Annotated in this window: 22 protein-coding genes; 15 read left to right on the top strand and 7 right to left on the bottom strand. The window is 67.3% G+C overall.

Annotated features, from left to right (window positions below):
* Window positions 1-54 precede the first annotated feature (54 nt).
* From EVU97_RS07380 to EVU97_RS07370, 3 genes are all read left to right on the top strand, one after another.
* Window positions 55-726, top strand: coding sequence for a DUF4352 domain-containing protein (locus EVU97_RS07380; protein WP_129664729.1), 672 nt, complete (start codon window positions 55-57; stop codon window positions 724-726).
* Between the two features lie 404 nt (window positions 727-1,130).
* Window positions 1,131-2,264, top strand: coding sequence for a DUF6350 family protein (locus EVU97_RS07375; protein WP_129664727.1), 1,134 nt, complete (start codon window positions 1,131-1,133; stop codon window positions 2,262-2,264).
* Window positions 2,265-2,316: 52 nt separating this feature from the next.
* A complete protein-coding gene (locus tag EVU97_RS07370) occupies window positions 2,317-2,703 on the top strand; it encodes a hypothetical protein (protein ID WP_129664725.1) in 387 nt (128 codons plus the stop codon).
* A gap of 68 nt (window positions 2,704-2,771) precedes the next feature.
* Here EVU97_RS07370 and EVU97_RS07365 read toward each other — a convergent pair whose 3' ends face one another.
* Window positions 2,772-3,656, bottom strand: coding sequence for an endonuclease domain-containing protein (locus tag EVU97_RS07365; protein ID WP_165357911.1), 885 nt, complete (start codon window positions 3,654-3,656; stop codon window positions 2,772-2,774).
* A gap of 170 nt (window positions 3,657-3,826) precedes the next feature.
* Between EVU97_RS07365 and EVU97_RS07360 the strand changes: the two genes are divergently transcribed.
* The 3 genes from EVU97_RS07360 (at window position 3,827) to EVU97_RS07350 (ending at window position 7,166) form a co-directional block, all read left to right on the top strand.
* Window positions 3,827-4,492, top strand: coding sequence for a phosphoribosylglycinamide formyltransferase (locus EVU97_RS07360; RefSeq protein WP_240730154.1), 666 nt, complete (start codon window positions 3,827-3,829; stop codon window positions 4,490-4,492).
* Entirely contained in the window at window positions 4,485-6,095 is a 1,611-nt protein-coding gene (gene purH, locus EVU97_RS07355) for a bifunctional phosphoribosylaminoimidazolecarboxamide formyltransferase/IMP cyclohydrolase (RefSeq protein ID WP_129664721.1), read from the top strand. The genes EVU97_RS07360 and purH overlap by 8 nt, the downstream gene beginning before the upstream one ends.
* Before the next feature lie 99 nt (window positions 6,096-6,194).
* Entirely contained in the window at window positions 6,195-7,166 is a 972-nt protein-coding gene (locus EVU97_RS07350; protein ID WP_165357910.1) for a DMT family transporter, read from the top strand.
* Here the strand turns inward: EVU97_RS07350 and EVU97_RS07345 are convergent.
* A complete protein-coding gene (locus EVU97_RS07345; RefSeq protein ID WP_129664717.1) occupies window positions 7,144-7,845 on the bottom strand; it encodes an SGNH/GDSL hydrolase family protein in 702 nt (233 codons plus the stop codon). The two genes, EVU97_RS07350 and EVU97_RS07345, sit on opposite strands and share 23 nt — an antisense overlap.
* 101 nt (window positions 7,846-7,946) lie before the next feature.
* On the opposite strand from EVU97_RS07345, the gene EVU97_RS07340 reads away from it, so the two are divergent.
* From EVU97_RS07340 to EVU97_RS07315, 6 genes are all read left to right on the top strand, one after another.
* A complete protein-coding gene (locus EVU97_RS07340) occupies window positions 7,947-8,804 on the top strand; it encodes a bifunctional methylenetetrahydrofolate dehydrogenase/methenyltetrahydrofolate cyclohydrolase (protein ID WP_129664715.1) in 858 nt (285 codons plus the stop codon).
* On the top strand, window positions 8,801-9,064 hold the full coding sequence (locus EVU97_RS07335) for a DUF3017 domain-containing protein (RefSeq protein ID WP_047311816.1): 264 nt from the start codon (window positions 8,801-8,803) through the stop codon (window positions 9,062-9,064). The genes EVU97_RS07340 and EVU97_RS07335 overlap by 4 nt, the downstream gene beginning before the upstream one ends.
* A gap of 75 nt (window positions 9,065-9,139) precedes the next feature.
* On the top strand, window positions 9,140-10,477 hold the full coding sequence (locus EVU97_RS07330; protein WP_129664713.1) for a UDP-glucose/GDP-mannose dehydrogenase family protein: 1,338 nt from the start codon (window positions 9,140-9,142) through the stop codon (window positions 10,475-10,477).
* 85 nt (window positions 10,478-10,562) lie between these two features.
* A complete protein-coding gene (locus EVU97_RS07325; protein ID WP_129664711.1) occupies window positions 10,563-11,357 on the top strand; it encodes an exodeoxyribonuclease III in 795 nt (264 codons plus the stop codon).
* A 72-nt stretch (window positions 11,358-11,429) separates the two neighbouring features.
* A complete protein-coding gene (locus EVU97_RS07320) occupies window positions 11,430-12,275 on the top strand; it encodes an HAD-IIA family hydrolase (protein WP_129664709.1) in 846 nt (281 codons plus the stop codon).
* Window positions 12,272-13,096, top strand: a complete 825-nt coding sequence (locus EVU97_RS07315; protein ID WP_129664707.1) for a hypothetical protein — start codon at window positions 12,272-12,274, stop codon at window positions 13,094-13,096. Before EVU97_RS07320 ends, EVU97_RS07315 begins: the two co-directional genes overlap by 4 nt.
* On the opposite strand, the gene EVU97_RS07310 is transcribed toward EVU97_RS07315, so the two are convergent.
* On the bottom strand, window positions 13,084-13,707 hold the full coding sequence (locus EVU97_RS07310; protein ID WP_165357909.1) for a NeuD/PglB/VioB family sugar acetyltransferase: 624 nt from the start codon (window positions 13,705-13,707) through the stop codon (window positions 13,084-13,086). The two genes, EVU97_RS07315 and EVU97_RS07310, sit on opposite strands and share 13 nt — an antisense overlap.
* Before the next feature lie 118 nt (window positions 13,708-13,825).
* On the opposite strand from EVU97_RS07310, the gene EVU97_RS07305 reads away from it, so the two are divergent.
* From EVU97_RS07305 to EVU97_RS07295, 3 genes are read left to right on the top strand one after another with little or no spacing between them, the layout of a single operon-like run.
* Complete coding sequence (locus EVU97_RS07305) at window positions 13,826-15,016, top strand: glycosyltransferase family 4 protein (RefSeq protein WP_129664703.1); 1,191 nt, start codon at window positions 13,826-13,828, stop codon at window positions 15,014-15,016.
* Window positions 15,017-15,069: 53 nt separating this feature from the next.
* Window positions 15,070-16,056: a glycosyltransferase gene (locus EVU97_RS07300; RefSeq protein WP_129664701.1), complete on the top strand. Its 987-nt coding sequence runs from the start codon at window positions 15,070-15,072 to the stop codon at window positions 16,054-16,056.
* Window positions 16,057-16,096: 40 nt separating this feature from the next.
* Complete coding sequence (locus tag EVU97_RS07295) at window positions 16,097-17,278, top strand: lipopolysaccharide biosynthesis protein (protein ID WP_240730158.1); 1,182 nt, start codon at window positions 16,097-16,099, stop codon at window positions 17,276-17,278.
* A 1,287-nt stretch (window positions 17,279-18,565) separates the two neighbouring features.
* On the opposite strand, the gene EVU97_RS07290 is transcribed toward EVU97_RS07295, so the two are convergent.
* Genes EVU97_RS07290 through EVU97_RS07275 form a run of 4 tightly spaced genes read right to left on the bottom strand, consistent with a single transcriptional unit; the run spans window position 18,566 to window position 23,719 of the window.
* Window positions 18,566-19,183 carry a sugar transferase gene (locus EVU97_RS07290; protein ID WP_129664697.1) on the bottom strand — a complete coding sequence of 206 codons (618 nt, stop codon included), beginning with the start codon at window positions 19,181-19,183 and terminating at the stop codon, window positions 18,566-18,568.
* Entirely contained in the window at window positions 19,183-20,319 is a 1,137-nt protein-coding gene (locus EVU97_RS07285) for an aminotransferase class I/II-fold pyridoxal phosphate-dependent enzyme (protein WP_129664695.1), read from the bottom strand. The genes EVU97_RS07290 and EVU97_RS07285 overlap by 1 nt, the downstream gene beginning before the upstream one ends.
* Window positions 20,316-22,250 (bottom strand): nucleoside-diphosphate sugar epimerase/dehydratase, encoded by a 1,935-nt coding sequence (locus tag EVU97_RS07280; protein WP_129664693.1) that lies wholly within the window; start codon window positions 22,248-22,250, stop codon window positions 20,316-20,318. Before EVU97_RS07280 ends, EVU97_RS07285 begins: the two co-directional genes overlap by 4 nt.
* Entirely contained in the window at window positions 22,247-23,719 is a 1,473-nt protein-coding gene (locus tag EVU97_RS07275; protein ID WP_129664691.1) for a polysaccharide biosynthesis tyrosine autokinase, read from the bottom strand. Before EVU97_RS07275 ends, EVU97_RS07280 begins: the two co-directional genes overlap by 4 nt.
* Between the last annotated feature and the right edge of the window lie 37 nt (window positions 23,720-23,756).

Here is a 23,756-nt window from a genome sequence, read left to right as displayed (position 1 = left end):
ACAGCACCGTTCGGGCGCGAGTCCGAAATTCACTCAGAACAGGGAGAAGGGCACATGACCAAGTTGATGACGCGCAAGCTGAGCGTCGCCGCAATCGCAGGCACGATGGCTCTCGGCATGAGCGCCTGCACGCAGGTCGAAGGTTCCAGTGGTACCAGTTCGAGTTCCTCGTCCAGCTCCTCGAGCGAGGCGGCCCCGAGCGAGGACAGCCCGAGCAGCTCGGAATCGCCCGAGTCGTCGGAGTCCTCGTCCCCGAGTGAGGAGCCCAGCAGCTCGTCGTCGAGCCCGAGCTCCTCGGAGTCGAACGCTGACTCCGGCGGCGACGACTCGTCGGGCCCCAAGGTCGGCAAGGTCGGTCAGGAGGTCAAGACCGACAAGATGTCGATCAAGGTCAGCAAGGTCACGGACGACGTGAAGTCCTCCAGCGACTACCAGAAGCCCGCGGCGGGCAAGCACTGGGTGGCCATCAACATCTCGGCAACCAACCTCGACGACGACGAGCTGCGCTTCAGCAGCAGCTGTGTCAAGGTGCGCCTGAGCGACAACACGAGCCCGAGCGACAAGTACGTCGACTACGGTTCGCGTCTCGGCTACGGCTCGCTCTACAAGGGTGACACCACGACCGGTGACCTCGTGTACGAAGTCTCGCCCGGCCAGAAGATCAAGACGATCGACGTCGACTGCAGCTACGGCGACGACCGTCCGGTGCGCATCCAGGCCAACTGACGCCCGAGCGGTGTCTTGCCCCGAGCGGGCCGGTGAGAGTGTCTCGCCGGCCCGCTCGCGTGTGTCCACGGCGTGGCAGCGTGAGGCTCCCAGGCGGGCCTGAGAGGATGACGGGCGAGATGACTTCACGACGCCCCGATCCCGCCGAACGTCCCTCCTCGAACCGTCCGCGCCCCCCGCGTCCGAGTGACGGCCGAGGTGGGTCCGGTGCGCGTCCGCAGCGTGCAGCGCAGAGCAGCCAGGCCGGCAGGGGAGCGTCGCGTCCGGAGCTCGACCGAGGACGCAACGCGTCGAACCGCGGTGCGAAACCCCCTCGTGACGCGCAGAACCCTCGCGTTTCCCAGCGGCCCGGCCCCGGACGGCCGACGAGCGGCAAGGACGCCCGGCCCGAGGGACGCCCGCACGTGCCCCTCGCGTTCGGCTACGGAGCGCTCTCGGCCATCGGTGTCGTCATCGCGCTCATGGTGCCGGTCTTCGCAGCGTGGACGATCGACTCGCAGTCGAGCTCGTCGTGGAACGACACGCTCGGCGTGACGATCGACCTGTGGGCGCTCGCGCACCGCGGACACGTCAACGTCGACGGCACGAGCGTCGTCTTCAGCCCCCTTGTCCTCACCTTTCTCTGCGTTCTGGCAGCTCGCTTCGGCGCTCGCGCGGCGTTCCCCGACGAGCGCCTGCACGCGCGCGACCTGCGCCTCATCCTGCTCGCGTTCATCGGCGGTTACGTCGCTGCGGCTCAGGTGCTCGCCGTCGTTGCCTCGTTGGGTGCGAGCCACATCAGCTGGTGGTCCCTCCTGCTCGGACCGTTCGTCGTCGCGGCTGCCGGCGTGGCATGGACGGCCTGGCACGAGCGGGAGCACTCACCTGAGCTGAAGGCTCTCGACGATCTCGTCCTCGACGCCACACCGCTGTTGCTGCAGCGTTCGATCCGATCCGGGCTACGCGGCCTGCGCTGGCTTGCCCTCGCCTCGCTCGTTCTCGTCGTCGCGCTCGTCGCCTGGCACGGCGGACGCGTCTGGACCGTCCACCAACAGCTGAACCCCGGTCTCGTCGGAGGCATCCTCCTCGTCGCGGCGCAGCTTCTGGCTCTGCCCAACGTCATGGCCCTCGGCGCCGGATGGTTCACCGGCTCGTCGGTGCACGTCGGTGCTGTCTCGATCGGGCACGGCGCGATGACGCCCGGCACTCTGCCGATGATTCCGGTGCTCGGCGCGCTGCCGGACGGGGTCGGGCCCTGGACGTGGATCTTCCTCCTCGTTCCGATCGCAGTGGGCGGCTGGATCGGCTGGGACGCCGTCGGCGCGCTGACACGGCTGTCGAGCCTTCGCGCGAAATGCACGGTGGCTCTGTGCGCCGCTGCGCTCGCCACGCTCGTCATGTGGCTCGTGTGGTGGTTCGCAACGGCCCGTGTCTCGACCGGGCTCCTCGACTACGTCGGCCCCGGGTGGAACGCATGGGTGCTGCTGCCCGTCCTTTTCGTGCCGTCGGCCGTCGCGGTGGCCGGCGTGCGGCACTGGATGCTGAACCACACCCACTGAAAAACCCGCTGAGGTCGGGAGTAATCCCAGGCCCTCGCTCGTTGGGAGAGACGTGAACGACACTCCGAAGGCGCCCGTCGGTGCGCGCAACAGCATGCTGTCGCTGCGCTACCTCATCCTCGGCTTCGCCCTGTCGTGGCTGCCCATGCCCGGCATGGCGCTTGCGGTGATCCCGCTCGTCGCGTCGTTTTACTACGGGGTGCGCTTCATCCAGGACCTCAAGAAGTCCGGCCAGAACAAGGCCGTTGCGCCCAACATGATCGGGCTCGGTCTCACGGCACTGCTCATCGCCATGGTCGTTGCCCCGCTCGTTCAGTACGAGCGCACGATGGATTATCAGAAGTGCCTCTGGGGTGCGAACACCAACCAGGCGCGCGAGGCTTGCGAGAACCAGCACGACCAGCACCCGGGCACCGTCCAGCGCTTCTTCCTCGACTGACCACCCCCACCCCCGATGTTGAGCGGGCGCCGCGGCACCAGTCCCGCGATTCCCAGGAAACATCGGCGTCACAGGAGCCCCGCGACGCGCAGCCGATGTTCGATCTGCGTGAAGAACGGATCCGGATCGGTGCGCAGCGCCACCACGGGAATGCGCAGCACGGCGTCACCGCCCAGGGTGAGGTAGTTCTGACGCAGGGCGTCCTGAGTCGGGTTGTCGCCCAGGAAGTGGTGCATGCCGTCAATCTCGACGGTGAGCTTCGCAGCCTCCCAGCGCACGTCGAGGTAGTACGAGCCGTTCGGGTGACGTCGTCGAACCTGACGATCCGGCACCGGTAGACCGCGTCTGCGGCACAGCTGAACGAAATCGATCTCACCAATCGACTCGGACCCGGTGGTGATGTCCCCGAGAAGTTCGCGAATGAGTTTGCGGCGGTGCAGTTTGGGGAGGCATTCGAGGGCCTGCCAGTAGTCGTCTGCTCGGGCGAGTCGCTGCTGCACCGTCATGGCGAGCACCGTCGCAGCCTCCCGATCCGTTCGCGCGATGGCGGCGGCGCGCAACGACGCCCATGCGGGATGAGAATGGGGAATCGGTGTCTGCGACAGCCGGGGTGGCCGGAACAGGAACATCCCTCGCGTGCCGGGCGGGAAGGACGTGCGCTGACCGTAGTGAGGCAGCGCCACGACGATCTGCTGCGCGCTCCAGCCTCGCAAACCGTGGAGAATCAGGGCACTCGAGGCCTCGGCCCAGGCCGGCCCCTGAGTTTCGAAGACGGCGACAGCGATGGGAGAGCGTTCAGGGCACCAAGCGTTTGTCGGCGGGCGAAAGGTGTTGTTGCCCAACTGCATCCAACGTCCGGCGCGGACATGTGTGCGTACGTCCTCCCGTGTCACGCCGATTTGCCTAAGACGCGCGCGGTTCACAACGCCGTAGCTCGACTCTGCCAGCGCCACGGCTCGCTCATGGGTCTGCTTCCAACGGGGAGTCATGCTTCTAGCCTGCGTGCCGGCGGTGAGGATGCTCCCGATGAATGTGGGCCTGTGGAAAACCTCGCCGATGTTGCCTGGGTATCCGGGTACAGATGCCGCTGCGACCGCTCAACATCGGGGGATAGGGTGGGGGCGTGAGCGAGCAGTCGAAGCCCCTGCAGGTCGTCGTTCTCGTCTCCGGAAGCGGCTCGTTGCTGCAGGCTCTCATCGACGACGACGCCCACGGCAACGTGTACCAGATCGTCGCGGTCGGTGCCGATCGGGAGTGCACCGGCCTCGAGCGCGCCACCCTCGCCGGCATCCCCACCTTCACCGTCGAGACGCGACACTTCCCCGAGCGCAGCCAGTGGGACACGGCGCTCGCCGACGCCATCGAGCGCGCGTTCAGCGATGCCGACGACGACCTCGACCTCGCCGCGCTCACCGGCGGTGACGTCGCGGCTCGTCAGCTCGTCGTCTCGGCCGGGTTTATGAAGATCCTCGGCGCGCAGACTCTCTCGCGCCACACCGTCATCAACACCCACCCGGCGCTGCTGCCGAGTTTCCCCGGGGCGCACGGCGTCCGGGACGCGCTCGCGCACGGCGTCAAGGTCACCGGTACGACGTGCCACGTCGTCGATGCCGGTGTCGACACAGGCCCCATCATCGATCAGCGCGTCGTCGACGTACGCGCCGACGATGACGAGGAATCGCTCCACGAACGCATCAAGGTCGAGGAGCGCACCATGCTCGTGGACGTGGTCCGCGGGTTCGCACGAGGTTGGTCCATCAACGGCAGGACGGTTTCGATCAATGAGTGACGGCATGCGCCCTATTCGGCGGGCTCTCGTCTCGGTGTACGACAAGCAGGGGCTCGAGGAGCTCGCCCGCGGCCTGCACGAGGCCGGGGTGGAGATCGTCTCGACGGGCGGTTCGAGCAAGCTCATCGCGGGTCTCGGCATCCCCGTCACGGCGGTCGAGGAGCTCACGGGCTTCCCCGAGTGCCTCGAGGGTCGCGTCAAGACGCTGCACCCGAAGGTGCACGCCGGCATCCTTGCCGACTCGCGCAAGAGCGATCACATGAAGCAGCTCGAGGACCTCGGTGTCGAGCAGTTCGACCTCGTCGTCGTGAACCTCTACCCGTTCAGTGAGACGGTCGCCTCGGGCGCGAGCATCGACGAGTGCGTCGAGCAGATCGACATCGGCGGCCCCACGATGGTGCGCGCGGCCGCGAAGAATCACCCGACGGTGGCCATCGTCACCGACCCGACGTCGTACGCCGACGTGCTCGACGCCATGCGCGGCGGCGGCTTCACACTGCAGCAGCGCACCGCGCTGGCGCGTGACGCCTTCGTCCACACCGCGTCCTACGACGTCGCAGTCGCCACCTGGATGGGGGCGAACCTCGTCGGCTCGAACGACGCCACCACCGGCGACACCTTCCCCGACTGGACGGGTTCGACGTACACCAAGGCCGCGAGCCTGCGCTACGGCGAGAACCCGCACCAGGCGGCGGCCCTCTACACGTCGGCCGACGCGAGCGGCCTCGCCCAGGGCGAGCAGCTGCACGGCAAGGAGATGTCGTACAACAACTACGTCGACGCCGACGCCGCCTACCGCGCAGCGTACGACCACGGTGACGTGCCGACGGTCGCCATCATCAAGCACGCCAACCCGTGCGGCATCGCCGTCGGCGCACCGGACGAGGACATCGCGGCCGTGCACCAGCGCGCCCACGAGTGCGACTCGACGAGCGCGTTCGGCGGCATCATCGCGACCAACCGACCGGTGACGAAGGCCATGGCGGACACGGTGAAGGACATCTTCACCGAGGTCGTCGTCGCGCCGGCGTTCGACGACGACGCCCTCGAGGTACTCACCGAGAAGAAGAACCTGCGCCTCGTCACGGTGCCCGCGCCCACTGCGGGTGGTTTCGACATGCGCCCGATCAGCGGCGGTCTGCTCGTGCAGGAGCGCGACATGATCGACGCCGAGGGCGAGGACAAGGACGGTCGCACCACGGGTGACGATCCCGAGCGCTGGCAGCTCGTCGCCGGCGAGGCCGCGGACGAGGCCACGATGCGTGACCTCGCGTTCGCGTGGCGTGCGGTGCGCGCCGTGAAGTCGAACGCGATTCTGCTCGCCAAGGACGGTGCGTCGGTCGGTATCGGCATGGGCCAGGTCAACCGCGTCGACTCGTGCAACCTCGCCGTGACGCGTGCGGGCGCCGAACGCGCTCATGGCTCCGTCGCCTCGTCGGACGCGTTCTTCCCCTTCGCCGACGGCCTGCAGATCCTGCTCGACGCCGGCGTCAAGGCCGTCGTCGCGCCCGGTGGTTCGATCCGTGACGCCGAGGTCATCGAGGCTGCGCAGAAGGCCGGCGTCACCCTGTACTTCACCGGTACGCGTCATTTCGCCCACTGATCGCGGCCCGGCGAGTGCCGGATGGCGTGTTTGGTGGGGGATCATCGCGACGCCGGCGCCATCTCCAGCCAAACACGCCATGTCCATAGGGGTGACGCGATGACGCGTGAACGACGTGCCTCCTCGGAGGCGCTCGCGCTCGCCGCGGCGTTCGTCGGTGGTGCCTGCCTGTCGCTCCAGGCTCGCTTCAACGGGACGCTCGGCGAACCTCTGTCGGAGCCGCTCGTCGCTGCCATCTGGAGTTTCGGCTCGGGTCTCGCACTGCTCGTGCTGGCGCTCGCGGTGCCGAGTTTGCGCCAAGGCGCCACGCGACTCGTCCTGTCGATCCGGGCCGGACGTCTGCGCTGGTGGGAGTGCCTCGGCGGCGTCCTGGGTGGCGCGTTCGTCGCCGTGCAGACGAGCGCGGTCGGGCTTCTCGGTGTTGCCGTCTTCATCGTGGCGAGCGTCGGCGGTCGTGCGCTCGGCGGGTTGCTCGCCGACCACGTCGGCGCCGGGCCCAAGGGACGCACGCCGATCACCCCCGCTCGCGCGCTCGCCGGCGCGTTCGCCGTCGTCGGGGTCGGCATCACGGTGAGCGGCCAGCACGTTCCGGGTGGCATCGCGATCCTGCCGGCGCTGGCCGTCATCGTTGCGGGCGTCATGACGCAGTTCCAGCAGGGTCTCAACGGGCGCGTCAGTGCGCGGGCGGGCAGTTCGTACGCGACGACGCTGCAGAACTTCCTCGTCGGCGTGATCGCTCTCGTGGTGTTCGCCGGTGCGCGCGTGCTCCTCGGAATCACGCAGTGGCAGTGGCCGCACGACGCTCCCTGGTGGGCGTGGCTGGGTGCGCCGCTGGGTATCGCGTTCATCGGGTTGTCGGCGTGGGCGACGGAGCACATCAGCGTGCTCGTGCTCGGGCTCATGGGCATCATGGGGCAGCTCGTCGCGGCGCTCGTCATCGACCTGCTCGACCCGGTGGCGCGCGAAGGTGTCGGTGTGCGCACCGTCGTCGGCATGGTCGTCACCGCTGCGGCGGCAGCCATGGCGGCACGCTCCGGTGGCCGACGGGCTACTTCAGACGCGCGTTCGTGAGCTCGGCGAGACGCTTGTAGCCCGCGTCGTTGGGGTGCAGGCCGTCAGGGCTGATCCACTCCCGGTGACCGGTGAGCGGGAAGTCGAGATCCAGCCACGCCGCACCTGAGTTGCGCACCACGGGTGCGGCGGCATCGCGCAGCCGTACGAGGTCGGGTGGGGGAGAACTCGCCGGTCCGATCGGTGCGATGACGACGACGCGCGCCTCGGGGACGTGCTTCTTCACCGCCGCGAGCGTCTCGCGCAGACCCTCGACGATGGTCGCCGTCGGCACGCCGCGGGCGACGTCGTTCCATCCGCCGGAGATGATGACCGTGCCCGGCTTCGACGCTGCGGCTCGTGCGACCTGGGAAGCGTAGTGCTGTGTCGGACGCCCCACGTCGTAGCCCATGCCAGGCACAGCGACGTTGATCTCGTTCCAGCCCCGCTCGGCGCTCAGGACGGTGGTCCATCGCTTGTCCGGTGAGCTCGCCTCCGAGCCGGCGGAGTAACTGTCGCCGACGAAGGCCACCACGGGGCGTCCGCTCAGACTGGTTGAGGGGGCGTCGGCGACCGGGGCTGACGAACGGCGGTCGACGACGAGGAACAACGCCACGACGAGCACCCCGACGACGAGTGCCACGAGCGCAGGAGCGCGCCACGCCACTCGCCGCTCGGCACGGTCGTTCGCTCGTGTCATACGACGACCGTACGCGCGAGCCCACGTCGATCACGAGCGTCCCGTCACACCCCGGTGTGAGCGCCGACCGCGCGCCCGCGGCGTCTGGCAGGATTGGGGCCATGACTGCGACGACGCTGGACGGCAAGGCCACCCTCGCGACGATCAAGGACGAGCTGCGTGAGCGCGTGGCGCGTCTCAAGGAGCGCGGCGTGACGCCGGGGCTCGGCACCGTGCTCGTCGGTGACGACCCGGGTTCGCACTGGTACGTCGGGGCAAAGCACAAGGACTGTGCGGAGATCGGCATCGTCTCGATCCGCAAGGACCTGCCCGCGAGCGCGACGCAGGAGGAGGTTGAAGCCGTCATCGACGAGCTGAACGACAGCGCGGAGTGCACGGGCTTCCTCATCCAGCAACCGACGGGCCTCGACGAGGTGGCGCTCTTGTCGCGCGTCAAGCCCGAGAAGGACGTCGACGGGCTGCACCCGGTCAACCTCGGCAAGCTCGTGCTCGGCGAAGAGGGACCGCTGCCGTGCACGCCGATGGGCGTCATCGAGCTGCTGCGCCGCTACGACGTGCCGCTCAAGGGCGCCGAGGTCGTCGTCGTCGGCCGTGGCCTCACGGTCGGTCGCCCGCTCGGGCTCATCCTCACGCGCCGCAGCGAGAACGCGACGGCGACTCTGTGCCACACCGGTACGCGTGATCTCGCGGAGCACACGAAGAACGCGGACGTCGTCGTTGCCGCCGCGGGTGTGCCCGGCCTCATCACCAAGGACATGGTCAAGCCGGGCGCCGCCGTGCTCGACGTCGGTGTCTCGCGCGTCGACGGCAAGGTGGCCGGGGACGTCGCGAAGGACGTCACGGAGGTCGCCGGCTTCGTCTCCCCGAACCCGGGCGGCGTGGGCCCGATGACGCGTGCGCTGCTGCTCATGAACGTCGTCGAGGCAGCGGAGCGCGACGCCGACGCGCGAGGCCTGTGACCCGTTTCCGCCTCGGGATTCCCTGGCTCGTCGTCGTCGGTCTCGTCGTGGCGGGGCTGATCACCGTCATGGCCGGCCAGGTTCGTCCGGGCGGGGTCGTGATGTCGCTGGGTCTCTTCGCGGGCGCCGTGATGCGTGCCGTTCTTCCCGAGCGCTACGTACTCGACATCAAGGTTCGTTCGCGCAGCGTCGACATCGCGGGGTACGCGCTCCTGGCCGTCATCACACTCGTCGCATTCGGCGTCGTGAAGTTGGGCTGAGACGCCCGAGTGAATTTCCGGTGAGTGCGCGCAAGTCGCCGCGTGAGCACTGACTCGGCGACCTAGACTGCCCGCATGAGTTTGCGGATCTCCGTCATCGGCACCGGTTACCTGGGCGCCGTGCACGCGGCCTGTATGGCCGAACTGGGCCACACCGTCGTCGGCATCGACGTCGACGCGAAGAAGATCGAGGCGCTGTCGCAGGGGCGCAGCCCGATCTACGAACCGGGCCTCACCGATCTGCTGACGCGCATGACGGAGACGGGCCGTCTCAGTTGGAGCACCGACATCAGCGCCGCCGCTGACGCCGACGTCCACTTCGTCTGCGTGGGCACCCCGCAGCGGGCGGGGGAGTACGCGGCCAACACGGATTACGTCTTCGCCGCGTTCACCGCACTTGCGCCCCACATGAAGGCAGGCTCGATCGCGGTCGGCAAGTCGACGGTGCCGGTCGGCACGGTTCCGCGCGTCCTCGAAGCGATCCGCGAGAACGTCACGGACGGCGTCGACGCACGTCTCGTGTGGAACCCGGAGTTCCTCCGTGAGGGTTTCGCGGTCAAGGACACGCTCACGCCCGACCGTTTCGTCTACGGCGTCGAGGGCGAGTTCGCCGATGCGGATGTCGAGAAGCTCGACGAGGTGTACGCCAAGGCGCTCGCGGCTGGCACGCCCCGCCTCGTGACCAACTACGCGACGGCGGAGCTCGTCAAGGTCAGCGCCAACGCGTTCCTCGCGACGAAGATCAGCTTCATCAATGCCATGGCGGAGATCTGCGAGGCCACGGGCGGCGACGTGCTCGCCCTCGCCGACGCGATTGGCCACGACGAGCGCATCGGCCGCAAGTTCCTCGGTGCCGGCGTCGGCTTCGGTGGTGGCTGCCTGCCCAAGGACATCCGGGCGTTCCTGGCGCGGGGTGAGGAGCTGGGTCTGCCCGACTCGCTCGACTTCCTGCGTGGCGTCGACGCCACCAACCTGCGCCGCCGCGAACGTGTCGTCACGCTTGTCGAGGGCGCCCTCGGCGACGTGGCAGGGAAGCCGATCGCCGTTCTCGGTGCCGCGTTCAAGCCGAACTCCGACGACATCCGAGACAGCCCGGCGCTCGACGTCGCCGAACGTCTGGTCCAACTCGGCGCCGACGTTCGCGTGCACGACCCCGAGGCCCTGCCGGTGGCCCGGGCCAACCGCCCCGGTCCGAACTACGTCGACACCGTCGACGAAGCGCTCAACGGAGCGCAGATCGTTCTTCACCTCACGGAATGGAAGCAGTACCGCGAACTCGACCCGGCCGACGTCGCCGCCAAGGTGGCGAACAAGGTCGTCATCGACGGCCGCAACGCCCTCGACGGTGCGAGGTGGGCCGATGCGGGTTTCACCGTTCACTCGCTCGGACGGCCCGTCGTCGAGGCGCGCTGAGCAGACCCCCGAGGAAAGCCCCACCGGTTTCGGTGGGGCCTTCGCGCGTTCGACACCCCTCGCGCATACCTGAAACGATGACCGTATGCGAGTCGTCACGGCCAACGTCAACGGAATCCGAGCAGCACAGCGTCGAGGTGGGCTCGAGTGGCTCGCGGAGCAGGACGCGGATGTCGTCGCCATGCAGGAGGTACGCGCGACGCCGAAGCAGTTCGCCACCGCGCTCGGCGGCTCGGCGCTCGAGGAGTACGCATTGGCCCACGCCGAATCGGCGACGGCCGGGCGTGAGGGGGTCGCCATCCTGACGCGCCACGCGATGGCTGAGCCCGTCACGGTCATCGAGGGATTCGACGAGGTCGGCCGCTGGGTCGAGGCCGAGGTGACGATCGACGGGCACACCGTGACGATCGTGAGCGTCTACGCGCACAGCGGGGAGGTCGGCACCGACAAGCAGATGGCCAAGTACAGCTTCCTCGACGCCGTCGAGGCGCGCATGGCGCAGCTCGTCGACCGCCCGGCCCTCGTCATGGGTGACTTCAACGTGGCGCACGGCCCGAACGACCTCAAGAACTGGAAGGGCAACCGCGGCAAGGCGGGCTTCCTGCCCGAGGAGCAGGCCTACCTCACGCGGTTCACCGAGAGTGGGTGGGTCGACGTCATGCGCGAGCATCACGGCGACGTCGCGGGGCCGTACACGTGGTGGTCGTGGCGCGGCAAGGCGTTCGACAACGACTCCGGATGGCGCATCGACTACCAGTTCGCGAGCCCGGCGCTCGCGGCCGTCGCTCGTGATCCGCGGGTAGGCCGAGCCGACGCGTACGACCAGCGTTGGAGCGATCACGCGGCCGTCATCGTCGACTACGACCTGACGACGCTGTGACGTGCTGGGCACCACGCCTCCTGGTCGTCGCGGCGACGGTTTCACGTCGCCTGCGCGTGACAGGATGACACCATGACGAACAAGAGTCCTGTGGAGTGCTGGCTGACCGACATGGACGGCGTGCTCGTTCATGAGGAGCACGCCATTCCGGGGGCGGCGGAGTTCCTCCAGGCGTTGCAGGAGACCGGTCGACGCTTCCTCGTCCTGACGAACAACTCGATCTACACCCCGCGCGATCTGCGTGCCCGCCTGCAGGGCAGCGGTATCGACATCCCCGAAGAGGCCATCTGGACGTCGGCGCTCGCGACGGCGCAGTTCCTCCACGATCAACGAGAGGGCGGCTCGGCGTACGTCGTCGGGGAAGCCGGCTTGACGACGGCGCTCTACAACGTCGGGTACACGATGAGTGAGCGCAACCCCGACTACGTCGTGCTGGGGGAGACGCGGACGTACTCCTTCACCGCGATCACGCGGGCCATCCGGCTCATCGAGGGCGGTGCGCGCTTCATCGCGACGAACCCGGATGTCACAGGCCCGAGCGCCGAGGGGCCGCTGCCGGCGACGGGCGCGATCGCCGCCATGATCACGGCGGCCACCGGCGTCAAGCCTTACTACGTCGGCAAGCCGAACCCGCTCATGATGCGTAGCGCACTCAACCGCATCGACGCGCACTCGGAGTCGACCGTCATGATCGGTGACCGTCTCGATACGGATGTGCGCAGCGGCCTCGAAGCCGGGTTGCGCAGCATTCTCGTGCTGACTGGCTCGACGAGGCCGGATCAGGTGGATCGCTACCCGTTCGTGCCGACCCGCGTGTGCGATTCGATCGCAGACGTCGTACCGCTCGTGCACGAGTTCTCCCCAGAGCGCATGGCGGCTCAGAGTGAGGGCGTCGAGCCTCGGGAGGCCGACGCGTGAGCGACGACTTCGACCCGTTCGACGACGAGCCGCGTTCGCGTTCGTCCCGGCGGGAGAACGAGCAGGAGCAGACACCGCATTCGTTCGACCCGTGGGCGGATCTGCCGACCCGGGCTTCGCGGCGTCGTCACGGTCTGGAGCTCCCGACCGACGCGCCCGGTCTCGGTGGGATGTGGCAGGGCGACGACGCGTCGTTGACCTTGGATCGCGGAGCGGGGCAGGGGAGCGAGCCCTCCCCCCCGGCGCCGGGCGGTCGCATCCTCGTCGTCTGCACCGGCAACGTGTGTCGCTCGCCGTACATTCACCTGCGCCTCGCCGCCGAGCTGGACGGCTTGGGTATCGAGGTGACGAGTGCCGGAACCGGAGCCCTGGCAGGGTGGCCGGTTGACCCAGGTTCCGTGGCGCTCCTCGTCGCAGCAGGCATCGACTCGACGGCATTCCGGGCGCGGCAACTCACCGTGGACATGATCGAGGACGCCGACCTCGTGCTGACCGCGACACGCGCGCACCGCCGGGCGGTGGTGCAGGAGGCGCCGTTGGGGTTGCGCAAGACGTTCGCGCTCGTCGACTTCGCCGATCTCGTCGCCGACGTTCAGCCTCAGGAGGTCGAGGCAGCTCGCGGCCGCTCGGGCGTGGGCAAGCTCGTCGCCGCGGCTGGGGCGCGCCGCCACCTCGTGCATGCACGCCCCGAGGACGACGACGCAGACATCGTCGACCCGTTCAAGATGGGGCCCGAGGTGTTCGCCCAGATGGAGCGTGAGATCACGCCGTCCCTCGACGCTGTCGTCGACCGATTGCGGGCCGTGAGTCAGCCGATCTGACGTGCGGGGTTACCGACCACGGTCGCGCCGGGCGCGACATCCTGAAGCACGACAGCCCCCATCCCGACAGTGGCCCCGGCCCCGATCGTCAGGCCTTGTCGGATGAGCGCGCCGGTGCCAATGAATGCTGCCTCGCCGATCGTGACGCCGCCAGAGATCGAGGCGAGGGGCATGACCGATGCATAGTCCCTCACGACACTGTCGTGGCCGATCGAAGCGCCCCGGCCGATGTGCACGTGGCGACCGAGGCTGATGTTCGTCGTGACCATTGCATTCGCGAACACCACGGCGCCTGGCCCGATCGTGACGTCGTCACCCACCAGAGCGCTCATGTCGATCGTAGGAGGAGCTGTCTCGACGACCTCGTCGAAGGTGCGCCGGATTGCTCCGGAGCCGATTCCGACGAGGCACGGGAGGTCCGCCGACGCACAGGGCCCGAGGATCTCGAACCCTAGGCGCTTGACGCGCGCGTCGTCACAGTTGTCGTCGAAGAAACCGGCGAGTTCACGTCGTGGGGAACGATCGTCCGCACCGTTCACGCGAGCGACCGTCTGCGCGACTTCGCGCCCGTGGCCGCCAGCACCGATGATGCCGATTCGTGGGTAGTGCACGGCCTTCATGGTGGTCTTCCCCTGCCGCTAGTCTCGTACCGGGACGCGTGAAGCAAACCTACAGTGCCGCTCGTGACTGATTGCGCTCCGGTGTTGTGTGAGGAATTAAGGAGTATGAGTGAGCTTTTCTGACCGCCGTGCGGGGCGTGTGGAAAGGCGTGGCCGCCGACTCGTGTACGGAACCACGTCTGGACTCAGTTTATGGGCGTTCTACCCAGGGCAACTCAAAGGGATGCGCGAGCGCGGCTGGAACGTCATGGCCGTGTCAGACGACGATGAGTACCTTGAAGCGGTGGCTGCTCGCGAGGGCGTGGGCCACGGGTCGGTTGGGATGTCTCGAGAGATCTCGCTTCTGCGAGATCTGACGGCCCTAGGTCAATGGGTGGTTCGGCTTGGTCGATGGCGTCCGGCGGTCATCAACCTCGGTACGCCAAAAGCGGGCCTGTTGGGGGGCCTCGCTGCCAAGACCACGCGAGTGCCACGCAGAATATATGTGGTTCATGGGCTTCGGTTCGAGGGGGCAGTAGGACGGCAGCGCCGCCTTCTCCTGGCGATGGAGAAGCTCGCCATCGCGTGTGCGACGCATGTCGTCGTGGTGAGTCCTTCCGTGGGCCGGGGCCTGCGCGGCGCGGGCGTCAAGCGACCGCTCTACCTGATCGGCGAGGGATCCTGCAATGGGATGGACAGTGAATCGGCTCGTGCTATCTGTGACGCTGTCGACGTGGGAGCAAGCCGAGCCGCGTTTGGCATCCAACGTGACGCATTCGTCGTCGGTTTCGTGGGGCGACTCACGCACGACAAGGGTCTCGATCAACTGGCCGGAGCGCTCAAGACCCTGGAGGGCAGGGACGTCCGGGTGCAATTGTTGGCAATCGGGGACGCCGAGGCCGAGGGTGCTGAAGAGATCCTGCGCGCCTCTGGCGTGTCAGCCACTCTCACCGGGTGGGTGGACGAGCCCATGACGTACATGCCCCTGATGGATGTCCTCGTCCTTCCGACGAAGCGTGAGGGTTACCCGCTGGTGGTGCTCGAAGCGAATGCGGCCGGAGTGCCCGTGATCACCACCCGCGCGACCGGTGCCGTCGATGCGGTGGAGGACACCGTCGACGGTCTCTTGGTGGACTACGGCGACGCCGATGCGCTGGCGGATAGAATCGAGCAACTTGTGAACAGCCACGCTCTCCGGCAGCGCCTTGCCACCGCTGGCATGCATCGCGTCCGCTCCCGTTTTCGATCCGATCGGATCTGGGACGGTCTGGACAGCATCTATCGAGGCCGACCGAGCACTGACGTGAGGTGTCTGCCGTGACACGAAGACTGAGCGTCTACTCCACGTACGCGCCTCAGGCCGGCAGTACGCGCGTGCGAATCTACGACTGGTTGAAACACCTGGGCCTGGATGCCGACGCACATCAATATCTGGGCTTGCCGACGGCCGGCGTCAGGGACGTGGCCTCCAGGCCCATCGCCGTGGCCCGGGCCGAACGGTCCCTGCGCGAGCGCGCCTCCAGCCGCGACAACGTACTCATCTCCAGGGAGGCCTCACCGCTGAGCCGGGGGCAGGTCGAAGAGCGACTCCTTCGTGAGGCCAGGCACGGCGTGCTCGACATGGATGACGCCCTGTTTCATGACTCATCGCCACACCGGAGACTCTTCGGGGGCGCCGCCAAGTTCGAGCGAGCCGCTGCGGCCTCGGACGTCTTCGTGGCAGGCAGCCAGTACATCGCGGAGTGGGCGGCGACTCACGCGCGGAGGGTGGAGCTCATCCCGTCATGCGTGGAGCCCCGTGACTATCGGGTTTCCACGGGTACCGCAGGTGAGGAACCGGAACGAATGATCTGGGTGGGATCGGCTTCTACGGAGGCGTATCTCGTGCCGCTCATCGACGATCTGCTGCGACTCCATGAACGACGAGGTGCCCGGCTGCGCCTCGTCAGCTCGGCTCAGCACAATCCTGCCCTCGAACCGCTGCAGAACATGATGGACCGCGTTCCATGGCAGTTCTCGACGGCCGTTGGTGAGTTGGCGCAGGCAGATGTGGCTCTCGCCCCGTTGCAAGACACGCTCTTCGCCCGGGGCAAGTGTGCGTACAAGCTTCTGCAGTATGGTGCCGCAGGCGTCCCGGCTGTCGGCTCCCCGGTGGGCGCCAACGAACTTGCGCTGCAGCGTCTCGACGGGATCGCCGTGGGGCGCGAAGACAGCTGGTATGAGGCCGTGACTGAGGTGCTCGATGGGTCCGACGCCCGTCGCGCTGCCCGCAGTGCTAGGGCGCGAGAGGCAGTTGAGGAGCACTACAGTTTCCGCGCCTGGGCGGAGACGTGGAAGGCCTGCGTGATGCCTGATGCTTAGGGGTCTCGCTGCGCGGCCCGAAACGCGTGTCGTGGGCACCATGATCCTCCAGTCGGGAACAGCGATGCTTCTCGCTCTCCTCAGCGCCAGGTGGTTGGGGCCGGCCGACCGGGGCATCGTCGTCATCGTCACCTTCCTGGGCAGCATCTTGATGCTGGTAGGAAGTCTGGGCACCGCTACGGGCGCGCGTGTTCTCGTCGGCCGCGAGGACGGAACGCGCCTGACTCCCCGACGTGTTCTGCGTTCCACCAGACCCTTGCTTCTCGCCCACGTTGGAACCGCCACCGTGGCAGGGAGCCTGACGCTGTGGTTGGTGGACGGGCACGTGGACTGGGGTGTCTGCGCTCTGTTCGCGGTCTATGCGTGTTCAATGCTGTGGGCCTACCTCCGCAGGGAATTGCTACACGGGTTGGGGCGTCACCGGGAAGCCGTACGTGGCGAGGTTTGCTCAGTCATCATCCAGCTCGGCCTCGTGGCAGCAGCCCACCTGGCGGGGCATCTGAATGTATATGTCGCTGTCGCGGCGATGGCAGTGGGCATTCTGGCTCAGGTGGCGTACCAGACCCCGTACCTGTTCCCCGGTGAACTGGACGCCGCAGAACACGAACGCGGTGACCTCAGGAGCCTTGTGGGTTTCAGCGTTCCTGCACTGGCCACGACCGTGGGCCAGGAATACACCTTGCGCGCTGACCGGCTGTTTCTGGGAGTAGCGATCGGCAGCGCCAGCGCGGGTGTCTACGGCTCTGCTGCATCCTTGGCCGAGACACTCACGCTTCTAGCGGCTGGCGCGTCCCAAATCTTGTTCCGGCAGGCTGCACGGGGCCTCACGTTGGGCCATCTCCTCAAGTGCCATGCGGTAGTGGGGTGCGCGACAGCCCTAGGTGCGGCGGCACTCTGGATTACCGGACCAACTTTGATCGACATCACACTGGGGGAGGAATACCACAGTGCAGTGGGGCCATTACGGATCCTTGCCATCGGAGCGATTCCGTTCGCCGTATATCAGTTGAACGTGGCAGTGATCAACGGAGCGGGCAATCTGGGGCGCGCGGCTCGTCTGGCTGGCGCAGGCGCCCTGACGCTCACCGTCGCGTGCTTCGTCCTGATCCCTTTGGTGGGGGCGAATGGAGCCGCTTGGGCGAGCGTGATGAGCTATTCGGTGCTGGCGGTGGGGAGCTTCGCTGCCCTACCTTCTCTGCAGCACAAACCGATCCGACCATGAGAGCTACACCCCAGCCGTGCCCGACCGCCTGCAAGTAGGGGTTGGAGGCGTTAGCGATCAGGAGAGCAACCCCGGCCGTGGTCGACGCGAGAAGCGTGCCCCGCAGGGCCGGGGCGCTGCGGTACGCGCGAACGAAGGCGCTGAGGAACAAGAGCGCAACGACGAGGACGGCCACCACACCGAGTAGGCCCAAATTGAACAGCAGTTGGTGGTACTGCAGTTCAAACAGCCATGGTCTGGTTTCGCTGCGGCTGAAGCCCGGGATGCTCGCTCCGAGGCCATGGCCGATCAAAGGAGCCTGCGTCCACGCCTCCAGCATGGCCTGTGTCTGCGTGACTCGAACCGCATCGTCAAGAGTCAGCGCTGAGGTGTCTCCTACCCCGAGGTAGGTCGTCATTGCAGCGTTTGCTGCGCTCTTCATGATGTCTCCGGCACTCGTGCGCGCGACAGCGATGCCCACCAGCGGGAGCGCGAGCGCTCCGAGAGCCACACTCAAGGGGATGCTGCGGTTTCTCCCGGCGTTCTGGGGAAGCCGACGACGAGCCACGCTCTGCAGGATCCAGAACAGCACCGGGGTCAGCACGACGACGAGCAAGATGGCACGTCGACCCGCTAGCAGCGCTGTGGCGCCGCATAACAGCGCGGCAGGTCCAGTGATCTTCCTGGAGGGCAGATATTGGTCCGCACCGTACATGAACGCTGCGAAGGCGAAAGGAGCCCCGGCGGCCAGCGTTGACAGCCCGTACCATCGGATGGCTGTCGAGCCTGGCTCGTCACTGATGCCAGCGTCCTGAAAGTCGAGGATCGCGGAAGGTATGACTTGCGGAAGCCCGAGACGACTTGCGGAGTAGATGAACATCAGAAATGAGCAGAAGATGGTCGCCCAAAGTGTGACACGGACGGCGGCGCGCGCAAACCTCGGAGTGAATGACGCTGCTACCGTTCCCCAGATCACCACGGAGCCAAACCACTGAACGGTCTGCTGGTCAACCCCAGGGTTGTGGCGAAGGTTTCCGACGAGAGACGCGGCCACGACTGTGAGCAGCAAGATCATCCAGGCGGCCATGAACCAGAGCGGGGGTGTCGTTCGCTTGCTCTGCCAACTCGCAAGACTGGCCAGGGTCATCAGCGCAAGGAACAAATAAGTGAGAGCTCCGTGCCCCACGGGCGCCCACAAGCAAAAGACCCAACCGACAAGAATGAGCCATTCCGGGGGGCCGAGCGCGTCCGCCCTCTGGGTACCCCTGACCTGCCCTCGGCGGCGCCCATCAATCGCCGGCATAGCGCTCATGATGCGGGGACCGTCGGGCCCAAGAACTCGTGCATCGTCACGACGCCATCGGCGGAGATGCCCTCGCGACGGATGACGCTCTTGAGGGTCTTGAGCAGGATGTCGAGATCCATGCGCCAGTCGTGGTCATCGACGTATCGCACGTCGTAGGCGAACTTCTCTTCCCACGAGATCGCGTTCCGTCCGTTCACCTGGGCCAGGCCCGTCAGGCCGGGCCGCACCTCGTGGCGGCGCGCCTGCTCGGGGGAATAGCGCTCCAAATAGGCCATGAGCAGCGGGCGGGGGCCGACGAGCGACATGTCGCCCTTGACGATGTTCCACAACGTCGGGAGTTCGTCGAGGCTGGTCGAACGGAGGAAGGCGCCGAACGATGTCATTCGCTGCTCATCCGTCACCCACCCGCGCGACTCGTCGACGGGCAGCATCGTGCGGAACTTGATCATCGTGAACGGCTTGCCGTCACGCCCCGGGCGTTCCTGACGAAAGAGCACCGGGGAGCCGAGCTTCGCGCGCACTGCGAGCGCGATACCCGCCTGGACCGGCAACGACGCAGCGAATACCGGCACGGTCAAGGCCAGGTCCGTGGCGCGCTTGAGGAGGGGCTGACGGCGCATCAGCCGGCCACCAGTTCCCGGAAGGTGGCGATGACGCGGGCGACGTCGTCGTCGGAGAGGTCGACACCGGACGGCAGGTTCAGCCCCGAGTGGAACAGGCCTTCGCTCACCTGGCCACCGAAGGCGCGAGCGTCCGCGTACATGGGCTGCAGGTGCATCGGCTTCCACAGGTGACGCGCCTCGATGTCGGCGGCGTTGAAGCCCTCGACGACGTGGTCGATGAAACCGGGCTCGCGACCCTCGACGATGGCGCCCGTGAGCCAGCAGTTGTCGTGGCTGTCGTCGAGACCCTCGCCGCGGCCGAGGAGACGCACGTTGTCGAGGTCGGAGAAGCCCTCCGAGTAGAGGTCACGGATCTCGCGGCGGCGCGCGATCATCGCGTCGAGCCGCTCGAGCTGGCCGATGCCCAACGCAGCGAGCAGGTTCGACATCCGGTAGTTGTAGCCCACCTCGGTGTGCTCGTACCAGGGCGCAGGCTGACGTGCCTGGGTCGAGAGATAGCGGCCCCGGGCGAGAAGGTCGGTGTCGTTGCTCAGCAACATTCCGCCGCCGGAGGTCGTCATGATCTTGTTGCCGTTGAACGAGACGGCCGCGCACGAGCCGAAGGCGCCGCACGAGGTGTCGTCGAGCGAAGCGCCGAGCGCCTCGGCGGCGTCCTCCACGAGCGGAATGCCTCGTTCGGCGAGGGCGGGGGAGAGCGCCGTGTAGTCGACCGAACGGCCGTACAGATCCACCGTGACGACGGCCGAAACGTTCTCACCCTCGGCCCGGAGGGTATCGACAGCTTCGATCAGGCGAGCCACGTCGACGTTGGCGTCGCTCGCCTGGGCGTCGACGAAGACGGGCTCTGCGCCGGTGTACTTGATGGCGTTCGTGGTAGCGGCGAACGTCATGGTCGGGACGACAACAACCGTGCCGGGGGCGACGCCGTGGTGGAGCAGCGCCAGGTGGAGTGCGGCGGTGCCCGACGAGAGCGCCAGTGCGCCCGCGACGCCGGTGTACTCGGCGATCTTGGCCTCGAAACGGTCGACCATCGGCCCGAGTGGGGCAACCCACCCCGAGCGCAGGGCCTCGACCACCAGTTCTTCTTCACGCGCCGTGACGGTGGCCTTGGACAGGTGGATGCGCTCGTTCATCGGATGCTCTCTTCGTGCTCGTTCGTCGCGGTGTCGGGGCCCAGATTGGGTCCCTCAGCGGTGATGTCGATGTCCGCACTCGGGTCGTGATCGCGGTGGCCGCCCGACTGCTCGACCATCCAGTTGAGCGCCTGGGCCGGTGTGTCGAAGCGCTGGCCGCGCACGTCACCTGCGTCGATCGCAGGCACCTCGACGTGCGAGACGAGCGGGTGCTCGGAGGTCTGGATCTGCTCGCCCGGAGTGAACAACTGCTCCGAGAGCTTCTCGCCCGGGCGCAGCCCCGTGTACTGGATCTCCACGTCGTGCTTGCCCGACATCTCGATGAGAGTGCGGGCCACCTCGACGATCTTTACCGGCTTGCCCATGGCGAGCACCATGACCTCGCCGTCGGTGCCGATCGCCGAGGCCTGCAGCACGAGCTGGCACGCCTCGAGGATGAGCATGAAGAACCGCTCGACGTCGGGGTGGGTCACGGTCACCGGGCCGCCACGCTCGATCTGGGCGGTGAAGGCGGTGATGACCGAACCGCGCGAGCCGAGCACGTTGCCGAAGCGCACGCTCACGTACGTCTCCTCGTCCCCGGCAGAGGCGAACGATGCGGTCAGGCGCTCCGCCAGGCGCTTGGAGTAACCGAGCACGGACGAGGGCCAGGCCGCCTTGTCGGTGGAGACGTTGACGAAGGTCTCGACACCGACGGCGCGGGCCGCCTCGAGCACGTTGAGCGTGCCCAGCACGTTCGTCTTCCAGGCCTCGGCTGGGAACTGCTCGAGGAGCGTGAGGTGTTTGAGTGCGGCTGCATGGAAGACGACCTGCGGTTTCTCGCGCTCGAAGATGACGCGCAGGGCGTCGGGGTCGCGGATGTCGCACAGCGCCAGCGTGCCGTCGTCGAGCAGTGCCCGGCCCGTCATCGACATCTGGGCCGCGTGCATGGCCGACTCGTCGCGATCGAGAAGGACGAGCTTCGCGGGTCCGTACCGGTCGATCTGGCGGCACAGCTCGGAACCGATGGAGCCACCTGCGCCCGTCACGAGGACGCGTTTTCCGGCGATGGAGTTGCGGATGGCCGTCTGATCGAGCTCGATGCGTTGACGACCCAGGAGATCCTCGAGGTTGAGGTGGCGCAGGTCAGCCCCTCGCGGCGCGTGGAAGAGTTCATTGACCGGGGGGAGGATGAGAACGTCGAGGCCGGCCAGGCGGCCGAGGTCACTGATCTCACGCAGGTCTTCACCGGGCATTGTCGTCGCCGCGATGATGAGGGCCTTCGCCTGGGTGCGCTCGGCTACATCGGTGATGTCGTCCCGCGTGCCGCTGACGCGAAGACCGTCGATGCTGAGGCGACGCTTGCCGGGGTCGTCGTCGAGCAGAGCGACAGGAATGTACCTGTCTCCCTCAGTCGTGTCGCGATGGAGATTGCGCACGAGTTGACGCCCCATGTGGCCCGCGCCGAAGACGATGGCCCGCACGTCCTGCTCGCGCACGGTCTGGCGCCCCCAACGCCACGAACGCACGAGGAAGCGGAGCGTGAACATGCCAAGCAGTGCGAACACCGGTGTGGTGAAAGGAAGGCTGCGTGGCACATCGGGTGCGCCGAACACGAGGCGCACCACGGCCAGAACGAGGGCGGTGACGAGGATCGCGCGGATGAGATCGGACGTCTCCTCGAACGAACCTCGCATGTGGCCGATACGGTACGGACCTATCACCATGCCGACGGCCGCATACACCACGACCGCCAGGAGACCGAAGAGAGCGATCTCTCGGGTCGTCGACGCGGTGGCGTCGAGGTCGTAGCGCACCCACGCGGCCATGTAGGCGGAAATGAGCACGACGAGAAGGTCGACGACGAACCACCCGTACCGCACAGCACGATCGCGCTCGCGGGGGGTGCGGCGAACGGGTGCCGCACTCTTCGTGTCCGTGCTCTGGCTCATCGGCCCAGGCGCTCCCGACGGCGTAGCGGTGCGGGCTCACCGCCGGTGCGTCCTGCGCCGCTCCTGGTTGCCTCGACAACGGCCTTGGCCTCCGGGTCGGTTTGGGGAGCTTCCTCGTTCTCGAACGACTCGTAGCGGTAGTCGTAGTAGTTGCCGCGGCTGCCGCGTTGCACGCGGTTGAGGACGATGCCGAGAACGTTCGCGTTGACTGCGTCGAGAGTGTCGAGAGCCTCCAGCATCTGGTCGCGATTGACGATGCCGGCGCCGGCCACGAGCACAGTGCCGTCCGTGCGGCGCGAGAGGACGGCGGCGTCCGTCACCGGAAGCAACGGCGGAGCGTCGATGACGACGTAGTCGAAGCGGCCCCGCAGATCGTCGAGAACGGCCTTCATCGGTTCGGAGCCCAGCAGTTCGCTGGGGTTAGGGGGAGTGGCGCCGGAACCGATGACCATGAGGCGGTGTTCGCCGAAGCGCTGGGCCACGTCCTTGAGGGCCACTCGGCCGATGAGGACGTCGGTGAGGCCGACACCGCCTTCGAGGCCTAGGTATCTCAGCAGGCGGGGGCGGCGCAGGTCGCCCTCGATGAGGCACACGCTTGAGCCGGAGTTAGCCAGCGCGAACGCCAGGTTGGCCGTCGTCGTCGTCTTGCCCTCGCCGGCCAGTGAGGAGGTGACGGTGAGCACCTGAGGGTGGTCGGTCGCGTCGACGAACTGCAGGTTGGTGCGCAGCGAACGGAAGGCCTCGGCGCGCGAGGAGTGCGGGTTCGCCTGGAGGATGAGGGGGTGCTTGGGGGCGTCGCTGTCGTAGGGAATCGCGCCGAGCACGGTGACGTCCTCGGCAGCCGCCTCGACGTCGTCCTTGCTGCGGATCTTTGTGTCGAGGCGGTCACGCAGGAGAGCCAGCGCCGTGCCGCCCAGGAGGCCGAGCAGCGCACCGAGGAGAAGGTTCATGGGCCAGCTCGGCCCCACCTTTACCCCCTTGGTGGGTGTCTGCACGAGGGAGACCTTGACCGGGCTGGGCTTGGACGCGGAGACGCGCTCGAGTTCGTCGACCGACTTCGGGAACTGCTTGCCGAGAGACGTCGCGATGGCGGTGGCGCGCTTGGCGTTCGTGTCCGTCACCGTCGTGTCGATGATGACGGTGTCGGGCGCGGCCTTCGCGGCGACCTTCGGCTCGATGCTGGATGCGCCGTCCTTGATGCCCACCTCCTTGGCCACCGGGCCGAGCACCTGCGGCGTCGTCATGAGCTGGGTGTAGCTCTTGACACGCGCCTGGGTGAACGTGCCGCCCTGCGCGAGCTGGGAGTTGTCCGACGCATCGGCTGTGGAGACGAAGAAGCGGATGCTCGAGCTGTAGGTCTTCGGCGTGAGAAGCGTCAGAAGCGCGGCCAAGGACAACGCGATGAGCGTGCAGCCGACAATGATGCGCCACCGCTTGCGCAGCGCGCGCAAATAACTCTGAAGTTCCACCGACGATTGTCCTTCTCAGCCGTTCCCTCCCCGCACA

It is taken from the genome of Dermacoccus sp. 147Ba (genome assembly GCF_004151355.1).
GTDB classification, from domain to species: Bacteria; Actinomycetota; Actinomycetes; order Actinomycetales; family Dermatophilaceae; genus Dermacoccus; species Dermacoccus abyssi.
This window is presented reverse-complemented; position numbering and strand designations above follow the sequence as displayed.